Raw genomic sequence first — 17,119 nt, 5'->3', positions numbered from 1 at the left:
CGAGAGCAAGAGGGTGGACCTGTGAAGATTTCGGTGAAGTGGCTTGGCGACTACGTGGCGCTGCCGCCGTCGGTGGACGAGCTGGCGCGCAAGTTGACCGCCGCGGGCCTGGAGATCGAAGGCCTGGAGCGTCCGGGGGATGGGCTCCGAGGCGTGGTGGTGGCGCAGATCAAGGAGTCCGTGCAGCACCCCAACGCGGACAAGCTCTCCGTCACGCAGATTGACGCCGGGGGCGGCGCGCTGGTGCAGGTGGTGTGCGGCGCGAAGAACTACAAGGTCGGCGACAAGGTTCCGCTGGCCACGGTGGGCACGAAGCTGCCCAACGGGATGGAGATCAAGCAGGCCGCGCTGCGAGGCGTGGACAGCTCCGGCATGCTCTGCTCCTCGAAGGAGCTGGGGCTGAGCGAGGAGTCCAATGGCCTGCTCATCCTGTCGCCTGACTTGAAGCCGGGCACGCCCATCGCGGAGGCGCTGGGGCTGGATGACGTGGTCCTGGAGGTCAACGTCACGCCGAACCGGCCGGACGCGCTGAGCCACCTGGGCGTGGCGCGCGAGGTGAGCGTGGTGACGGGGGCGGCATTGAAGGTGCCCCAGCCGAAGCTGACGGAGTCGGGGACGCCGGCGTCCCAGAGCGTCAAGGTCCGCGTGGAGGACTCGGTGCGCTGCCCGCGCTACGGGGCGCGAGTGGTGGAGAACGTCACCATCAAGCCGTCGCCGCAGTGGATGCAGGACCGGCTGAAGGCGTGTGGCGTGCGGGCCATCAACAACGTGGTGGACATCACCAACTACGTCAATCTCGAGTTCGGGCAGCCGCTGCACGCGTTCGACCTGGACAAGCTCGCGGGGCAGGAGATTGTCGTCCGCGGGGCGAAGAAGGGCGAGAAGCTCACGACCCTGGACGGCAAGGAGCGGACGCTGGACCAGGATGAGCTGGTCATCTGTGACCGGGACCGGCCGCAGGCGCTCGCGGGCGTCATGGGTGGCGGGGACAGCGAGGTGACGGAGAAGACGACGCGCCTGTTGCTGGAGGCGGCGAACTTCCTGGGCTCGGGCGTGCGCCGGGCGGCGAAGCGTCATGCGCTGCACACCGAGGCGTCCCACCGCTTCGAGCGTGGGGCGGACCTGGACGCGGTGGTTCCCGCCATCGAGCGGGCGGCGCAGCTGCTCGTCGAACTCGCGGGCGGCACGGTGGCGCCGGGGTTGATCGACATCTATCCGGACGAGAAGCCGCCGCGTCAGGTGACGCTGCGCTTCGCCCGGGTGGAGAAGGTGCTGGGCGTGGCGGTGCCCGAGGCGGAGGTGCGGCGCATCCTGGAGGCGCTCGGCTTCCAGAAGCTGGCGGAGAGCGCGGGGCAGGCGACGTACTCGGTGCCCAGGGCGCGGGTGGACGTGGAGCGCGAGGAGGATCTGCTGGAGGAGGTCGCTCGCGTCTTCGGCTACGACAACATCCCGGCGAAGCTGCCGCGCGGGCTCGCCTCACTGGCGCCCGAGCCGGCGCACTCCGAGGCGGAGCGTCGCCTGCGGCAGGCGATGTCGGGTGCGGGGTTGGACGAGGTGGTGAACTACTCGTTCGTCGCGCCCAAGAGCCTGGAGGTCCTGGGCCTGAAGGAGCAGCCGGTGGCGCTGCTCAACCCGCTGAGTGTCGAGCAGTCGGTGATGCGCACCAGCCTGCTCCCCGGGCTGCTGGAGAACCTGTCGCGCAGTGTCCGGCACCAGGTGGAGTCGGTGTGCCTCTACGAGACGGGCCGCGCCTACTTCCGGGACTCGGAGGGCGGGCAGGGGACCCGGCCGGCGGCGCGCGAAGTGAACCGCGTAGCGGGCCTGGTGTGGGGCCTGCGAGGTGGCGGCCGGAGCTGGACGCAGAAGGATGCCCGGGCGGACTTCTACGATGCCAAGGGCGCGGTGGAGGCGGTGCTCGGGGCGCTGCGTGTGGACGGCGTCACCTGGTCGCTTGGCGGGCCTGCGGCGTACCACCCGCGTGCCAGCGCGGAGGTGAAGTTGGCGGACGGCACGGTGCTGGGCCATGTAGGGGAGCTGCACCCTCGCGTGGTGAAATCGCTGGGCCTGCCCGAGGGAGTGTTCGTGTTCGAACTGGACACGGAGCCGCTGTACTCGGCGGCTCGGCTGGTGCCCGAGTACCACTCGCTGCCCAGGTTCCCCGCGGTGCTCCGCGACCTGGCGGTGGTGGTGCCGGTGGAGCTGGCGAACGACTCGGTGCGGAAGGTGATCCTGGAAGTGGGCCGTCCGCTGGTGGAGGACGCGCTGGTGTTCGACGTGTACACGGGCAAGCCGATTCCCGAGGGGAAGAAGAACCTGGCGTACGCGCTGCGCTACCGCTCGGCGGAGCGGACGTTGACCGACGTGGAAGTCACGGAGGCGCACCAGCGCATCATCAGCGAGGTGAACCAGCGCCTGGGTGCCTCGCTGCGTGCCTGAATTCCTGAATGAAGTCAGAGGGTTGACTTGCCTTCGGGAAGGCTGCCACAGTATTTGGGCGTTCACCGTGCTGAGGGTGGGGGCATCCCGAGGATTCGCATGACGAAGGCGGACATCATCGAGGGCGTCTACGAGAAGGTCGGCTTCTCGAAGAAGGAGTCGGCCGAAATCGTGGAGCTCGTGTTCGACACGCTCAAGGAAACGCTGGAGCGCGGCGACAAGATCAAGGTCTCCGGGTTCGGCAACTTCCAGGTGCGCCAGAAGAAGGCGCGCGTGGGTCGCAACCCGCAGACGGGCAAGGAGATTGAAATCTCGGCCCGTCGGGTGCTGACCTTCCGGCCGAGTCAGGTGTTGAAGAGCGCCCTCAACGGGGAGGCCCCGCCGGAAGATCACGCGGAGATCGACGCGCGCGAGGAAGCGGCGGCGGACGCGGCCGAGGCCCGGGGCGAGGACTTCGACGAAGAGGGAATGGAAGATTCAGAAGGGTGAGTTTTCCCACCGCGACCTGCTGCTCCTGCTTGACCTGAGCGTTGTGTAGGGGCATAAGGGCGCACCGTTTCACGACGGCGGCAGCACAAGCGGTTTCGGGGCGTAGCGCAGCCTGGTAGCGCACTTGCTTGGGGTGCAAGTGGTCGCAGGTTCAAATCCTGTCGCCCCGACCATCGAAGGCCCTGGACTCCTAGGCGAAAGCCGAGAAGTCCAGGGCCTTCACCTTTTTGTCACGGCTTCGACGCGGCGGTGGCGTCCCAGCTCGGAATCTTCTTCTCGGCGAGCTCGCGGAAGGAGGGGAACTCCACTTCCTGACAGTGGCGGGCCCCCTTCTCATCCCGACAGCCCGCGGCGGCGTAGGTGAGCGTCTTCTGCATGGCGCGCCAGTAGTCACCGCCCCGGAACAGCGCGAAGTGGTGGCCCATGTTCCACGGCACCCGCCCGAAGTCCTCGTAGGCCGCGTGGAGGGCCTTCTGGTAGTCCTCCTCCATCTGCGCTCCCGTGCCTCCCTTCGAGTTGTACGCGTCGTCCATCGAGTACGTGAGCGCGCCCTTCATCCACATCAGCGGGAACTGAACCATTCCCAGTCCGGGCTCCTTCGTCATGCGCCTGGGCGGGCCGAGCTTCCAGCTCGGGCTGCTGTCGTACGCGTAGCCGCGCGCGGACAGCACCCGGTAGAGGGCTGAGTTGAAGTGCAGGAAGGGCGCGCGGAACCCCACCACCCGGTACGGCCGGAGGTTGTCTCGCTGGGGCTTCCCCTCCGCGTCGAACAGCACCTTGCCTTCATGTTCGATGGGGAAGGCCGGAGGGGGAATGCAAACGTCCGTCGCGGTTGTCCACGTCGGGCTTCCACAGACCAAGCCCGCCACGCAGGGTGTATTGGCATTGCAGGTCGTGCTGCACACGCCCACGTCCTCGGTCAGGTGCAGGCACGTACCGCCCTGGCAGTCCGCGTCGGCGCCGCATCGCGCACCCGGCTGTCCCGCAGCCGCCGTCTTCAAGGGCTCCCACTTCGGGAACACCGCCTTGCCCTTCGCATCGACGACGGGCTCAAAGAGGTTCGCCTCCACCAGCGCGTGGAACTCGTCGATCTCCTTGCGCCAGGCGTCGTCAGTCCATGTCTGCCCGGACGCGTGGCGGACCGTGTGGTTCGCGACCTCATGCCCCTCGTTCAGGGCCTGCTGGGTGAGGGCCCATCGCACTCGGGCCTCTTCAGCCGTCGTCGGCACGTCGAGCGGATCAATCGCCACACCCTGCACGGTGGGGTCGTAGTACGCGGTGTTGATGAAGTAGGTGTAGTGGAGCGGCTTGCCCGTCTCCCGCTCCAGCTTCCGGGCGAACCCCAACGTGTCGAGCCACATCGCGAAGCGCTTGCTCCCGTCGAATGAGGCCGTGACTTGCAGCGGGTGCGCGCCGAAGTCCGTCTCCATCGGCTCCCCGAAGGGGGCATCGCGCTTCTTGCAGGATGCCGCCACGCAGACGAGGACGGCGAGGAGTGACATCCGCGTGAGGCGCGAGCGGACAGGGGCGACAAGCATGGGGGGTGCTCCAGGGCGGAAGCCGTGAAGCGCGTAGAATATGTTAAAGCGGTGAACACGGCTATTCAGGAAAATGTATCATTCGGTCCTCGCCGGGCGGTCCGGAGCTTCCGGGCACGAAGTGGAGGGAACGGGTGAATCTCAGTGTCGTCATGCCGTACTTCAAGCGCATCCGGGAGTTTCAGAGGGTGCTGCTGCTGAACGCGCCGTACTTCGCCCGGCCAGGCACCGAGGTGGTCATCGTCCTCGACGAGCCGAGCGAAGAAGGGGAGGTGATGCGCCTCGTCCGCGACTTCCCGTCCATCCGGTGGCGCATCATCGTCAACGACTTCGACCACCCCTGGCGGCCGCCGTGTCGCGCCATCAACGTGGGGGTGCGCAATGCCATCGGCGAGCACGTGCTCGTCATGTCGCCCGAGTCCGCCTTCGTCACCGACGTGCCCGCCATCGCGCTCGCGCATATCGCGGCCAACCCCGGTACGGCGGCGCTCGGCCACGTCGCCTTCGCGACGTTCGACCAGGTGGAGTCCGCCGGAGGTTCTCTCGCGACGGCGTTCACGGAACCCGTGACGATCTACGGCTCCATCTGCGTGGCCCGCGAGCGCCTGAATGCCATCCATGGCTACGACGAGACCTTCGACCAGTGGGGCGGTGACGACGACAACCTGCGCGTGCGCCTCATGATGACGGACACGTACCTCTTTCCGCTCGAGGACATGCGCATCCTCCACCTGTCCCTCGAGCCCCGGCAGGTGCGGCAGGCCAGCGCGATGCCTTCACCCGAGTACACGCAGCGCATCTTCAGCCCCTCGTCGGCGCAGGCGAACCCCGAGGGCTGGGGTGAGAGCTTCAAGCGCATCGCCTTCGACTGGCGGCGATAGGAGATGGGACACTCCATGCTCGTGGCGGTCCTGCAGCTTCGGAACGAGGCGTACTACCTGCGCGGGTGCCTGGACCATCTGCGCGACCATGTGGATGCCTTCGTCGCGCTGGACGACGGGTCGACGGATGAAACGCGCGCCATTCTCGCCGCTGAGCCCAAGATGGCCGACGTGCTCACCAACCCGCCGCGTCCCGACGAGGTGGGCTGGGATGAGCCCGGTAACCGCTCCCGACTGCTGCGGCGGGCGAAGGAGCTGGGCGCCCGGTGGGTGCTCTGCGGTGACGCCGACGAGCGCTTCGAGCAGGGCTTTCTCGCGCGGCTGCCGGAGTACCTCCTCAAGGCGGAGAAGCAGAACCGGCCCCTCGTGGCGATGCGCTACCGGGAGCTGTGGGACGGCGTCGCGCAGTACCGCGCCGATGGCCTCTGGGGCCGGAAGACCCGCTGCTGCGCTTTTCCTCTTCCTGATGCGATGACCTTCGGAGGCCGGCGCCATACGAAGTTTCATGGCGTGTGGTACCCCGAGCAACTCGTGGGGGCCCGGCACCTGATGCTGGACCACGGCCTGTATCACCTGCGCATGGTGAAGCCGGAGGACCGCATCGCGCGGAGAGACCGCTACGTCCGGTTGGATCCGGAATCGCGCTTCCAACGCGTCGGGTACGACTACCTCACCGAGACGCGAGGCGTGAAGCTCAAGCCCATCCCTCCGGGCCGGGAGTATGCGTTCCACACGCTCCCCGAGGATCTCCGGCAACAGGTGCCCGCCGCATACCTGGACGGAAGGCCGGCCCCATCCGCCAGCGGGCTCACCGGTTGGCTGCGCCGGCTCTTTTCCTCGTAACTCCTCGTACCTGGACGGAAGGCCGGCTCCATCCGCCAGCGGGCTCACCGGTTGGTTGCGCCGGCTGTTCTCCTCGTAACTCCTCCGTCAAGGCAGGCCAGCCCCAGCCCCTGTCGGTGAAGGCCCGGTCTCGCGGATGAGGGCGTGTCCTGCGCGGGAGCCCGCTGCCTCTCAGAACTTCGGGACGGGGTTGGGGCCCGTGTAGTAGCCGAGCTCGCTGCGATAGCCGCAGGACTCCTCCAGCATCCGCTCCTCGGGAATCTCCTCGGTGACGACACGGAATGGCACGGGGGGCGGCTGCACGTCGGCGGGAGTGGGGATCCGCAGCGCTTCCTGCAGCGGGACTCCCTTCTCGAGGGCCTGGAACAGGACCTGATGGCGGAGGGCCAGTGACTGGTACTGCTCCGGGCCGAGCAGGCCGGAGATGAACATGCGCCACAGGACGGAGGCCTGCTTCTTTCGTGCTCGCTCGCGATTCGGTCCCTCCAGGGGCTGGCGCGGCGCGGGCGCGATGGCCGCCAGGAGCGTGCCCTCGAAGGCGTCGAGCTGCGCGGGCTGCTTCTGGAAGTAGTACTGGCTGGCCTGTCCCACGCCCCAGACTCCGGGGCCCAGCTCCATGATGTTCAGGTAGAGCTGCAGGATGCGCTGCTTGGGCACCTCACGCTCCAGGTCGCGGGTGAGGAGGATCTCCCGCAGCTTCCGCTCGAAGGTCTGCTCGGGTCCGAGGAAGAGGTTGCGCGCGAGCTGCATGGTGATGGTGCTGTGCCCGACGACCCGGCCATTCAAGCGGCCGTGTATGGCCAGCAACGTCTGCCGGTAGTTGAAGCCCCGATGCTGGAAGAAGATGGTGTCCTCCGCTTTCACCACCCCGCACACCAGCGCGTTGGACATCGAGGAGAGGGGAAGCCAGGTCACCGCGAAGTTCTCGGGGAGCTGTCCCTCGGAGATGGCCAGGCGCATGTAGTTGGTGCGCTCCGGGTTCTCCTCGCCCAGCCGGCTCACGGAGGGCAGCTGATGCGACACCCAGGTGACGTACATCGCGAAGGGGATGCCCACGATGGCGAGCAGCACCAGCGTCCCGCGCGCGAGGCGCCGGAACACGCCGCGCCGCTTGGGCTTGGGGGAAACGGACCGGTCAGGGGCGCTACGGGGGCTCTGAGACATGATGCTGGCAACCCTATTCTCGTGGTCAGCTGTCAGACTTCGTTGCCGGTGATGCCAAGCTCGCGGAACAGCGGGGCCAGCGTCCTCTCGAGCAGGACCTGCTGCCCGGCATCGAGCGCGTCGCGGCCGCTCCCCACCTTGCCCTCGCGGATGAATCCCTCCGCGCTCAAGCCTCCTGGCATGGGCGGCGCGAAGCGGGCGTTGTGCCGCTTCATGTACTCGAAGCTCGTCTTCTCCAGGATGTCCGGCAGTCGCTCTGGAGGAAGTGGAAGCGCGAGGAACGCGGAGACGCGCCGCACTTCTCGCTCGCGGTCTCTCACGAGATCCTCGTAGCGCACGTGCAGGACGTTGGGCGCCCGGCGGTTCGGCCACCAGGACCTGAGGTGGGACGACCACCCGCGGTTCTTCATCTCCCGCTGGAAGAACTGATCGAAGTCCAGATGCGCGCCATGGGCTCTGCACACGTGGTGGTAGTAGGACACCAGGGTGTCGGACGCCGCACGCGTGACGTAGATGACTCGGCTGTTGGCGGGAGGCCTCAGCAAGCCATGGCTCAGGTGCGTCTTGAAGATGCGGGGCGAGGGCAGTCTGGCCAGCACCTGCTCCGCCTGGGGCTTCGTCCCGAGCTGCTCCAGGAATGGGGACACCTGGAGGATGTGCTCGAACTCGCCACGTCCCTCGTGGATCAACTGGAAGACGATTTGCTGCATCCACGTCGTCCCGGCCTTGGCCGCGGTGGCGATGTAGATGTCCCCAGGGCGGGGCTTGAGCCAGACGTAACGCACGCGCAGCCACGAGCGCGCCGACCGAAGCGCCCACCGTGCGCGCATCAACCCGCCAACCAGACCCCTCATCGGGTCCGTTGCTGGCCGGGTCGGACGATTCGTGACGCCGTGCCGCTCACTCATGCTCACCCGGCCAAGCTTGTCAGAGCTGCATAGTCAGAACATCGCAATATTCAGGCGATTTCTGAATTTACTTTCTTGCCCGCTATTCGCAACGCAGTGAGCCGCGACACGGAGGTGCGGGAGGGAGTCTCCAGGCACTCGCGCCCAAGCCTCTACGCGCTGCGCTTGAGGGCGTACCGGTGCGTGACGAGCGCGGGCATGCGGTTCGCCACCAGGTAGAGCGGGTCGATGTTCCGCAGGCGCTCCTGTGGGGGGCGGGTGCGCATGTACCGGGTGACGAGGTGAAGCTCGGTGCAGCCCGCGATGAAGCCGTCCACGCCATGGGCCCGGACCAGCCGCTCGCACAGGACCGCCGCCTCGGTGACGTCGCCGTGTCGCTTGAGCCGGTAGATGGCGTCGTGGAGTTCGACCTGCTCCGCGGGGCTCGTCCAGGTCAGGTGGGGCTCCGCCGCACGCCAGCGCTCGCTGCGCTCGAAGACGCGCGCCGCGCGGGTCCCCTGGCTGGAGAGAATCAGCCAGCGCTTCCCCTCCGCGCTCACCTCGTCGAGGGTGAGATCCACGAGCGACACGGTGAGGTCGCGCAGCGGCGCGGGGATGTGTTCGAGGAAGTGGTGCATCGTGATGCAGGCGATCACCATGCGCCGCGCACCCATGTCCCGCAGGCGCATCAACGCGCCCTCGAGCCATCGCGCCACCAACGCCTCCTGGCCCTGGATGATCGCCTGGGTGCGATCCGGCACGTTCGGGTCCGACAGCAGGACACAGGCCGGCCCCGACTGCTCCACCTCGAACGGGTTCTCCTCGTAGATGGTCTTCAGGAACTCGGCCGACGCCAGGGGCCCGAGGCCCCCCACGATGCCCAGGAGCTCGCTCGGCGCCGGGACCGCGTCCCACATGTTCGTCCGCGCGGCAGGCGGCAGCCCAAGGCTATCCAAGGTCTCGTCTCACCGGATGTCTAATCTTGCAGGTTTGAACAATAATCCACGAAAAACCATTCTACAATCCGTTCGATCCAGATCGACCTCCTCGAAGGATTCAGATGGCCACCATCCTCCTCGCGCCGCTGCCTGTTCCGGGCCACGTCAATCCCAGCTTGCGGATCGCGCGGTCGCTCCAGCGCGGCGGTCACCGGGTCATCTACCTGGGCATCCTGGAGATAGAGGACGAGGTGCGTGCCGAGGGGTTCGAGTTCACGCCCCTGTTCGGGGACGTCTTCCCCAAGGGGAAGCTCACCGAGCTGCGAGCGACCGCGGCGCGGCTGAAGGGCCTGCGCCTGCTGTGGTTCCTGCGCACCCAGGCCCGTTGCTTCAACGAAGCGCTGCGTCGGATGGTCGAGGGGGAGGTCGATGCCCTCCTGGCCCCGCTTCGACCGGACCTCCTCATCTGCGACGAGAAGCTCCGGCACCTCGCAATCATCGGGCACGGGCTCGACGTCCCCGTCCTGCAGATGAACGTGACGATTCCCCCGGAGTTCATTCCACGCCCGGAGGGGGCCTCGCGGGGACCGGGGCGTGGCGCCGCGATGCCGGGTGAGCGACTCCTCATGGCGCTGGGGCTCTTTCCCCGCCTTCGTCCGACCCTGCTGGCGTTGGCGCGCAAGCACCGCTACCCGCTGAAGAACATCAAGACCGTTCCGATGCTCGACCGGAGCCTCTCGCCCGAGCTGCTCCTCTGCCCCAAGGAGTTCGCCGAGGTGCGGGTGCGCAGCACCCCCGGGGAGTATTGCTACATCGAGCCGTGCATCGACCATGAACGCCGCGAGCCCGAGTTTCCCTGGGAGCGCCTGCGCGAGAACCGACCGCTGGTCCTCTTCGCACTCGGGACGCTCGCCGCGACCTCGAAGCACAACCTGCGCATCCTCCAGGAGGCCTTCCTCGCGGCCGCCCGCCGCCCGGAGCTTCAGTTCGTCATGGTGGTGGGCTCCACGATGGAGCCCGCGATGTTCGACGTGCCGCCCGGCGTGATCGCCGTGAAGGTGGCGCCGCAGTTGGGCCTGCTCCGGAAGGCGGCGGTGATGGTCAACCATGCCGGGACGAACAGCGTGAAGGAGTGCATCACCTTCGGCGTGCCCATGGTCTCCATTCCACTCCAGTTCGATCAGCCCGACATCGGCCGGTTGATTGAACTTCATGGGGTGGGACGCACCATCCCACCTCCAGAGTTCACCGCCGACCGGCTGCTCGAGGCCCTCGACGACGTCCTCCAGAACCCCGCGTACAAGAAGGCCTGCGATCAGTTGCGGGTCCACTTCGTCCAGGCCGAGAGCGCACGGGGGGCCGTGGGCCCCATCGAGGAGTTCCTCGCGCGCCGCTCTGCCTCGGTGGGTGAGCGCCGCCGCCTGGCGTAGGCCTTTCGCGCGCTCACTGCGTCCGCTCGCGGACCTGGTCGGGCTCATTCGCATCCTCACGCCGTCTCGTGCCTTCCATGGGCGAGGCCCAGGGCGTGCGTGCGTCGCGGAAGCTCGGACAGGCGCTGGTCGGGGGCCGCGACGATGAACTCGAGCAGGGCCTGGAAGTCGTCCTGCATCGCCTCGATGCTCTCGTGCTCGAACAGGTCGGCCTTGTACTCGAAGGTGCCGCCCAGTCCTTCCGGTGCCTCGACGATGTTCAGCTTGAGGTCCGTCAGGGACCGGGTGCGATGGAGGGGGAGAGGGGACACCGACAGCCCGGCCACGGAGGTGGCTTGTGCGCGATCCACGCGGGTGAACGAGAAGCCGACCTGCCACGGGGGCGGCATCAGCTTGACCAGTTCGGTATGCGGAAGCCCCTGGTGCTGGAACGCCTCCAGGTACGTCGAGCGAGCCCGCCGGAGGACCTCGAGGAAGCTCGGGTCACCCGACAGGTCCGTCCGCAACACCATGTAACCGGCGAACATCCCCAGGACCTTCTCCAGTTCCATGCGCTGGCGGTTGGCGTGCGAGAAGCCGACCGCGATGTCCTCCTGCCCGGCGCAGCGCGACAGGACCACCTGGAATGCCGCGAGCATCAGCACGAACGGCGTCACGCCCTCCTTGCGGCAGAGCGCCCGGGTTGCCCTGGAGAGCTCGGGTGAGAGTAGGAACGGCTGGAGGCTGCTCACGATGCCCTCGTGCCGCTGGCGCGGGCGCCGGTAGGGAAGCGCCACCTCCAGGACTGGACTGGCGAGCTTCAGGGACCAGTAGGCGCGCAGCTGTTCCAGCGCTCCCCCGCGCAGCCAGTCGTGTTCCCAGCGGGTGACGTCGCGGTACTGCAGCGCGGGCTCGGGGAGCCGCGGCGGCAGCCCTTCACGGAGCGCGGCGTAGACCTCCGCCAGCTCGCCCATGAAGAGGGACGTGGAGACGTAGTCGGTGATCGCGTGGTGCTGGTTGAGGAGCAGGACGTGCGTGTCGGCGGTGAGGCGGAACACCCAGGCGCGGAGCAGCGGTCCCTGGGCGACGGTGAACGGGCGGTGCTGCTCCTCGTCGATACGCCGCATGAGCTCCGCCTGGCGCTGTTGCTCCGGCAGGTCGCCGAGCTCGACCACCTGGAGCCGTGCTTCCCCCTGCGAGGCAATCCGCTGCATCGGAGTGCCGTCGATGAAGGGGAAGCTCGTGCGGAGGATCTCGTGGCGCCGGACGAGCAGGTCGAAGCCTTCCCGCAGTGCTTCCGTGTCGAGCGGGCCGTCCAGGCGGAACGCCGCCGGGGAGGAGTTCGCGAGGTCCTCGGGCCCCTTCTCCTCGTCCGACCAGTAGACCTGCTGGCGCGGCGAGAGGGGCAGCACCTCGCACGGTGGCGTGGCAACGACTGGCGGGACGCGCGGCCCGGACGTGCCTCCGAGTGAGTCGATATGCGTGGCGAGCGCCGCCACGGTGGGCTTCGCGAAGAAGTCGGTCAGCGACAGCTCCAGGCCGAAGACTCCGCCCACGCGCGTGGTCACCTGGGTGGCCATGAGCGAGTGTCCGCCCAGTTCGAAGAAGTCATCGTCGATGCCCACGGGCCCGCACTGAAGGACGTCGGCCCACACCTCGGCGATGAGCTCCTCGGTGGGCGTGCGGGGCGGGGTGCGCTGGCGGGCATCATCAGTGCCGGGCGCCGCCTCGGGAGCAGGGAGCGCCTTGGCGTCGACCTTTCCGTGGGGCGTCAGCGGCAGGGCCGTGAGGAGCACCCACGCGGACGGCACCATGTAGTCGGGGAGCCTGTCGCGCAGAAACGCACGGAGGTCCTCGACGGCGAGCCGCGTGTCCTCCCGGGCGACGAAGTAGGCCACGAGCCGCTTGCCTCCCGCCGCGTCGGCACCGGCCACGACGACGGCCTCGTGCACCCCGGGGGCCTGCCCGAGCACCGCCTCGACCTCCCCCAGCTCGACGCGGAAGCCGCGGACCTTCACCTGGTTGTCGACGCGGCCCGAGAACTCGAACTCGCCCGACGGCAGGGCGCGCACGAGATCTCCCGTCCGGTACAGCCGCTCACCGGGCGTGAGCGCGAAGGGGGACGGGATGAACCGTTCGGCGGTGAGGTCCGGGCGCTCCAGATACCCACGCGCCAGTCCCACGCCACCCACATACAGCTCGCCGGTGCTCCCCAGGGGAACCGGTTGGAGGTGGGGGTCGAGGACGTAGAGCCGCACGTTCGGGAGCGGCCGGCCAATGCTCGGCCGCTCGACCTTCACGTCAGGGCTGATGCTCGCGCACACCGTCACTTCGGTCGGGCCGTAGGCGTTGAGGAATCGCCGGCCCGGCTTCCACCGCGCGGCGAGCTCCGGCGTGCACGCATCGCCCGCGGAGATCACCACCCGCAACGTGTCCAGCGCTCGCGGCTCCAACTGCGCGAGCACCGGCGGCGTGAGCGTCACGGTGGTGATGGCCTCCCGCTGAATCAGATCGCGCAGGGGCGCACCGGGCATCAGCTCGTCACGGAGGGGCAGATGGAGGCAGCCGCCGCCCAGCAGGGTGGCGAAGACCTCGGAGACAGACGCGTCGAAGCCGAGCGCGGCGGCCTGGAGCACCCGACTCCCGGGCGCGATGTCGAAGGCCGCCACCTGGGCCAGCGCGGTGTTGCACAGGCCCCGATGAGCGAGCAGGACGCCCTTGGGCTGGCCCGTGGAGCCCGAGGTGAAGATGACGTAGGCCAGGTTCTCCGGCGCCACGTCGACCGACGGCGCGCTCGTGGGGTGGCGGGCGATGTCCGTCCAATCCGAGTCCAGGCAGACCGGTAGCTCCGAGCGGAGGGGCAGCTCGTCGAGGACCGCGTCCTGCGTGAGCAGCACCGACACGGCGGACTCCCGCAGCAGCAGGGAGAGCCGCCCCGTGGGGTAGCCAGGATCCAACGGGACGAAGCTGCCCCCCGCCTTCAGTACTCCGAGGAGGGCCACCACCAGCTCCAGCGAACGTTCCAGGCAAACGCCGACGCGCAGCTCGGGCCCGACGCCGAGCCCACGCAGGTGGTGCGCGAGCTGGTTGGCCCGGCGGTCCAGCTCCCCGTACGTGAGCGCGTGCCCCTGGAAGGACACCGCCGACGCTTCCGGTGTGCGGCGCGCCTGCTCCTCGAAGAGGTGGTGCGCGCATCGGTCCACTGGGATTTCGGCGTCCGTCGCGTTCCACTCGACGAGCAGCCGGTGGCGCTCTTCGTCGGCGAGGACGGGCAGGGAGGACAGCCGCAGGTCCGGCGCGGTGACCACCGCCTCCAGCACCCGCTGGTAGGCCGCGGCCATGCGCGCGATCGTCGCCTCGTCGAAGAGGTCGGTGCTGAACTCCCACAGCCCGACGAGGCTGCCCTCGAACTCCTCCAGGACGAGCGTGAGGTCGAACTTGGACGACGCGTTCTCGAACGCCACGCCGCTCAGACTCAGGCCCGGGAGCTGGAGCTCCGTGAACGGCTGGTTCTGCAGCGCCAGCTTGACCTGGAACAGCGGCGTATGGCCCAGACTCCGCTCGGGGTTGACCGCTCGGACGAGTTCCTCGAAGGGCAGGTCCTGGTTCGCGTACGCCTCCAGCGCCGTGTCACGCACGCGCGTCAGGAGCGCGCGGAACGTGGGGTTGCCGTCGAGCTGCCCGCGGATGACGAGCTGGTTCACGAAGAACCCGATGAGCCCCTCCAGGTCGGCGTTGTTGCGGCCGGCGACGTCGGTCCCCACGGTGAGGTCTTCCTGCCCCGTGTAGCGCGAGAGCAACGCCTGGAAACCGGCCATGAGGGTCATGAACAGCGTGACCCCCTCCGTCCGGCCCAGCCGCTTCAACGCCTCCACGAGAGGCGGCGGTAGCGTGGCCCGGTAGTGGGCGCCCCGCAGGCTCTGCGCCACCGGACGCGGACGGTCCGTGGGCAGGGCCAGCACCGGTGGCACGCCCGCGAGCCGACGCCGCCAGTACGCGAGCTGGGCCTCCAGCACCTCGTCCCGCAGCCAGCTCCGCTGCCAGTGCGCGAAGTCGGCGTACTGCAGCACCGGCTTCGGCAGGGGCGAAGGCTGATCCGCGACGAAGGCGACATAGAGCGCCATGAGGTCCCGGACGAGGATTCCGCGCGACCAGCCGTCCGAGATGATGTGATGCATCGCGAACACCAGCACGTGCTCCGCCTCGGACAGTCGCAGCAGCGAGAGGCGTAGCAGCGGGCCTTGGGCCAGGGCGAAAGACCACCCCGTCTCCTTGGCGACGAGCCGGGCGACCAGGTCTTCGCGCTCGGGCTCGGGGAAGTCCGACAGGTCCACGCGCCCCAGCGGCACCTCGAGCTCGGTGGCGATGCGCTGCACCGGCTCCTCTCCCACGAACTCGAAGGTCGTGCGCAGGCTCTCGTGGCGCCGCACGATCTCCGCGACGCAGCGCTCGAGCACGTCGGCGTCGAGCGCCCCACGAACCCGGATGGCCCCCGAGATGTTGTAGGCCGGGTCGCCGGGCCGCAGTCGATCCACCACCCAGAGGCGCTTCTGCGCGAAGGACAACGGCAGCCCTTGCGTGCGCGGGGCGGGCACGAGCGGCGGCCTGCCCCTGGCCGACTGCCTGCTCATCGCGAGCTCGTCGATGCGCGCGGACAGCGCCTCCACGGTGGGGTGTGTGAACAGCTCACGCAGTGGGACTTCGACTCCCAGGGCCACACGCACGCGCGACACGGCCTGGGTGGCCAGCAGCGAGTGCCCGCCCAGGTCGAAGAAGCTGTCGTGAATCCCCACGCGCTCCACCGACAGGAGCTGGGCCCAGAGTCCGGCGACAATCTCCTGGGTCGGTGTCCGCGGCGCCACGGAAGGAGCCCCGCTGTCGGCCCCACCGCGCCGCCGGGCGGCGGTCGCCGCGGACATGAGCGCCGCCCGGTCCGCCTTGCCGTTCGGCGTGCGTGGCAGCACATCGAGGAGCACGTACGCGGAGGGGAGCATCGGCTCGGGCAGGCGGGCCGCGAGGAACGTGGTCAGCTCGATATCACTCGGAGCCCCCGCGTCGCTGGCGACGATGCAGGCGACCAGCCTCGTGTCACCGTCCTGCTCGGGAACAGCGAGGACCACGGCCGCGCCCACTCCCGGACAGCGCGTCAGGTTGGATTCAATCTCGCCCAGCTCCACCCGGTTGCCACGCACCTTCACCTGGTCGTCGCGCCTGCCGACGAACTCGAGCGCACCGTCAGCGCGCCAGCGCCCGTAGTCGCCCGTCGCGTAGAGGCGGGCCCCGGGCCGGTTCCCGTCCGGGTGCGGCACGAAGCGCTCGGCGGTGAGGTCGGGCCGCCCGAGGAAGCCATGCGTCACGCCGTTGCCGCCGATGTGGATGTGGCCGACGACCCCGGCGGGCACACGCTCGCCGCGGGCATCGAGCAGGACCACCTCGGCGTTGTCGATGGGCCGCCCCGCGGGCACCACGCCCACGAGGTCCTGGGGCGTGGCGATGTGGAACGTGCTCGTCAGCGTGCACTCGGTGGGGCCGTACTGGTTGACGATTCGCACGTGCGCACCGAACACCGCGCGCGCCCGCTCCACGTCCGTCGCGAGGAGCCGCTCGCCACTGCAGAGGATCAGCCGGACCGTTCCCAGCTCGCGCGGCCGGGTCCCCGCCGCCGCCAGGAGCAGCCGGAGCAGGCTGGGCACCACGCTCGGCAGCAGCGTGACGCGGTAGCGCTCGATGGCCGCGAGCAGTTCCTCGGGATCTCGCCCGCGATCGCCGTCGGCGAAGACGACGGGCGTGCCCATCAACACCGGCGCCAGCATGTCGCGCAGCGAGGCGTCGAAGGATGCCGAGGCGAGCTGCAGCGCGACGTCACCCGGGCCGGGCCGATAGGTGCGCTCCAGGTAGTCGACGTAGTTCAGGATGCCCGCGTGGTGGCCGATGATGCCCTTGGGCATGCCAGTGGAGCCGGACGTGTAGACCAGATGCGACACGTCATCGCCCTGGAGGTCGGCCGGACGCGGCGACGCTCCCGGTGAATCGGTGAGCGACTCGACGAGGACCGCGCCTTCCCGCCACGCTTCCGGGAGTTGCTCACGCCGAGTCCCATCCGTGACGACGACCCGGGGGCGCGCGTCGCCCAGCATGTAGGCCACGCGCTCCGCCGGGTAGCCCGGATCGAGCGGCACATACGCGCCGCCGACTTCGAGGACGCCGAGCAATGTGGCGAGCAGCTCGGGGGAGCGGGGGAGGAAGACGGCGACCGGCGTCCCTCGTCGGACCCCGTGCCGCGCCAGCTCGCGGGCCACGACGTGGGCGCGGAGGGCGAGGGCGTCGTAGCGAACGGTGCGCTCGCCCATGAGCGCGGCGGGCGCCGCCGGCGTGTGGTCCACCCACGCTCGGAAGCGCTCGAGGATGGACCGGGGCGAAGGTCGCTCACGCCGGCCCGACTCCAGGTGCGCGAGTTCACGCTGCTCGTCCGCGGACAGGAGCGATACGGCGTCCAGCCGCTGGTCGGGGTTGGTTGCCGCGGCCTCGAGGAAC

Annotated in this window: 9 protein-coding genes, 1 tRNA gene and 1 pseudogene (1 of these 11 running past the window's edge); 6 read left to right on the top strand and 5 right to left on the bottom strand. The window is 68.9% G+C overall.

Translation table 11 applies throughout. The features are described 5' to 3' along the window. The first annotated feature begins 21 nt into the window (after positions 1-21). The 3 genes and pseudogenes from pheT to HUA75_RS34470 all read left to right on the top strand — a co-directional run bounded on the left by pheT (position 22) and on the right by HUA75_RS34470 (position 3,098). Positions 22-2,436, top strand: a complete 2,415-nt coding sequence (gene pheT / locus HUA75_RS34480) for a phenylalanine--tRNA ligase subunit beta (RefSeq protein ID WP_174488797.1) — start codon at positions 22-24, stop codon at positions 2,434-2,436. A gap of 99 nt (positions 2,437-2,535) precedes the next feature. Further along, positions 2,536-2,814: pseudogene (locus HUA75_RS34475) on the top strand (integration host factor subunit alpha); the annotation flags it as partial. A 207-nt stretch (positions 2,815-3,021) separates the two neighbouring features. Further along, positions 3,022-3,098 (top strand) — tRNA-Pro (locus HUA75_RS34470). 57 nt (positions 3,099-3,155) lie between these two features. Here the strand turns inward: HUA75_RS34470 and HUA75_RS34465 are convergent. Continuing rightward, positions 3,156-4,463: a polysaccharide deacetylase family protein gene (locus tag HUA75_RS34465; protein WP_174488796.1), complete on the bottom strand. Its 1,308-nt coding sequence runs from the start codon at positions 4,461-4,463 to the stop codon at positions 3,156-3,158. Positions 4,464-4,597: 134 nt separating this feature from the next. Here HUA75_RS34465 and HUA75_RS48055 point away from each other — a divergent pair, with 134 nt between their 5' ends. Further along, positions 4,598-5,344: a galactosyltransferase-related protein gene (locus HUA75_RS48055; protein ID WP_174488795.1), complete on the top strand. Its 747-nt coding sequence runs from the start codon at positions 4,598-4,600 to the stop codon at positions 5,342-5,344. A gap of 15 nt (positions 5,345-5,359) precedes the next feature. Further along, the gene (locus tag HUA75_RS34455; RefSeq protein WP_174455394.1) at positions 5,360-6,187 is read left to right on the top strand and encodes a glycosyltransferase family 2 protein; all 828 of its coding nucleotides are present in this window, start codon (positions 5,360-5,362) and stop codon (positions 6,185-6,187) included. Positions 6,188-6,358: 171 nt separating this feature from the next. On the opposite strand, the gene HUA75_RS34450 is transcribed toward HUA75_RS34455, so the two are convergent. The 3 genes from HUA75_RS34450 to HUA75_RS34440 all read right to left on the bottom strand — a co-directional run bounded on the left by HUA75_RS34450 (position 6,359) and on the right by HUA75_RS34440 (position 9,155). Beyond that, on the bottom strand, positions 6,359-7,288 hold the full coding sequence (locus HUA75_RS34450) for a biosynthetic peptidoglycan transglycosylase (protein ID WP_174488794.1): 930 nt from the start codon (positions 7,286-7,288) through the stop codon (positions 6,359-6,361). A 95-nt stretch (positions 7,289-7,383) separates the two neighbouring features. Then, complete coding sequence (locus HUA75_RS34445) at positions 7,384-8,136, bottom strand: sulfotransferase domain-containing protein (RefSeq protein WP_217446405.1); 753 nt, start codon at positions 8,134-8,136, stop codon at positions 7,384-7,386. 275 nt (positions 8,137-8,411) lie between these two features. Continuing rightward, entirely contained in the window at positions 8,412-9,155 is a 744-nt protein-coding gene (locus tag HUA75_RS34440) for an aspartate/glutamate racemase family protein (RefSeq protein WP_174488792.1), read from the bottom strand. A 143-nt stretch (positions 9,156-9,298) separates the two neighbouring features. Between HUA75_RS34440 and HUA75_RS34435 the strand changes: the two genes are divergently transcribed. Further along, entirely contained in the window at positions 9,299-10,606 is a 1,308-nt protein-coding gene (locus HUA75_RS34435; protein WP_174488791.1) for a nucleotide disphospho-sugar-binding domain-containing protein, read from the top strand. A 56-nt stretch (positions 10,607-10,662) separates the two neighbouring features. Here the strand turns inward: HUA75_RS34435 and HUA75_RS34430 are convergent, their stop codons facing one another. Beyond that, on the bottom strand, positions 10,663-17,119 hold the 3' portion of the coding sequence (locus tag HUA75_RS34430) for a non-ribosomal peptide synthetase/type I polyketide synthase (protein ID WP_174488790.1). It continues 5,822 nt past the right edge of the window; only the last 6,457 of its 12,279 coding nucleotides appear in the window; the start codon falls outside the window, past its right edge; the stop codon is at positions 10,663-10,665.

It is taken from the genome of Myxococcus sp. CA040A, from assembly GCF_013336725.1.
Taxonomy (GTDB): domain Bacteria; phylum Myxococcota; class Myxococcia; order Myxococcales; family Myxococcaceae; genus Myxococcus; species Myxococcus llanfairpwllgwyngyllgogerychwyrndrobwllllantysiliogogogochensis.
This window is presented reverse-complemented; position numbering and strand designations above follow the sequence as displayed.

Coding starts and splice junctions, on each gene's coding strand:
- HUA75_RS34440 (WP_174488792.1), bottom strand. CDS start 9,155: ATGTGGGACGCGGTCCCGGCGCCGAGCGAGCTCCTGGGCATCGTGGGG.
- HUA75_RS34465 (WP_174488796.1), bottom strand. CDS start 4,463: ATGCTTGTCGCCCCTGTCCGCTCGCGCCTCACGCGGATGTCACTCCTC.
- HUA75_RS34435 (WP_174488791.1), top strand. CDS start 9,299: ATGGCCACCATCCTCCTCGCGCCGCTGCCTGTTCCGGGCCACGTCAAT.
- HUA75_RS34455 (WP_174455394.1), top strand. CDS start 5,360: ATGCTCGTGGCGGTCCTGCAGCTTCGGAACGAGGCGTACTACCTGCGC.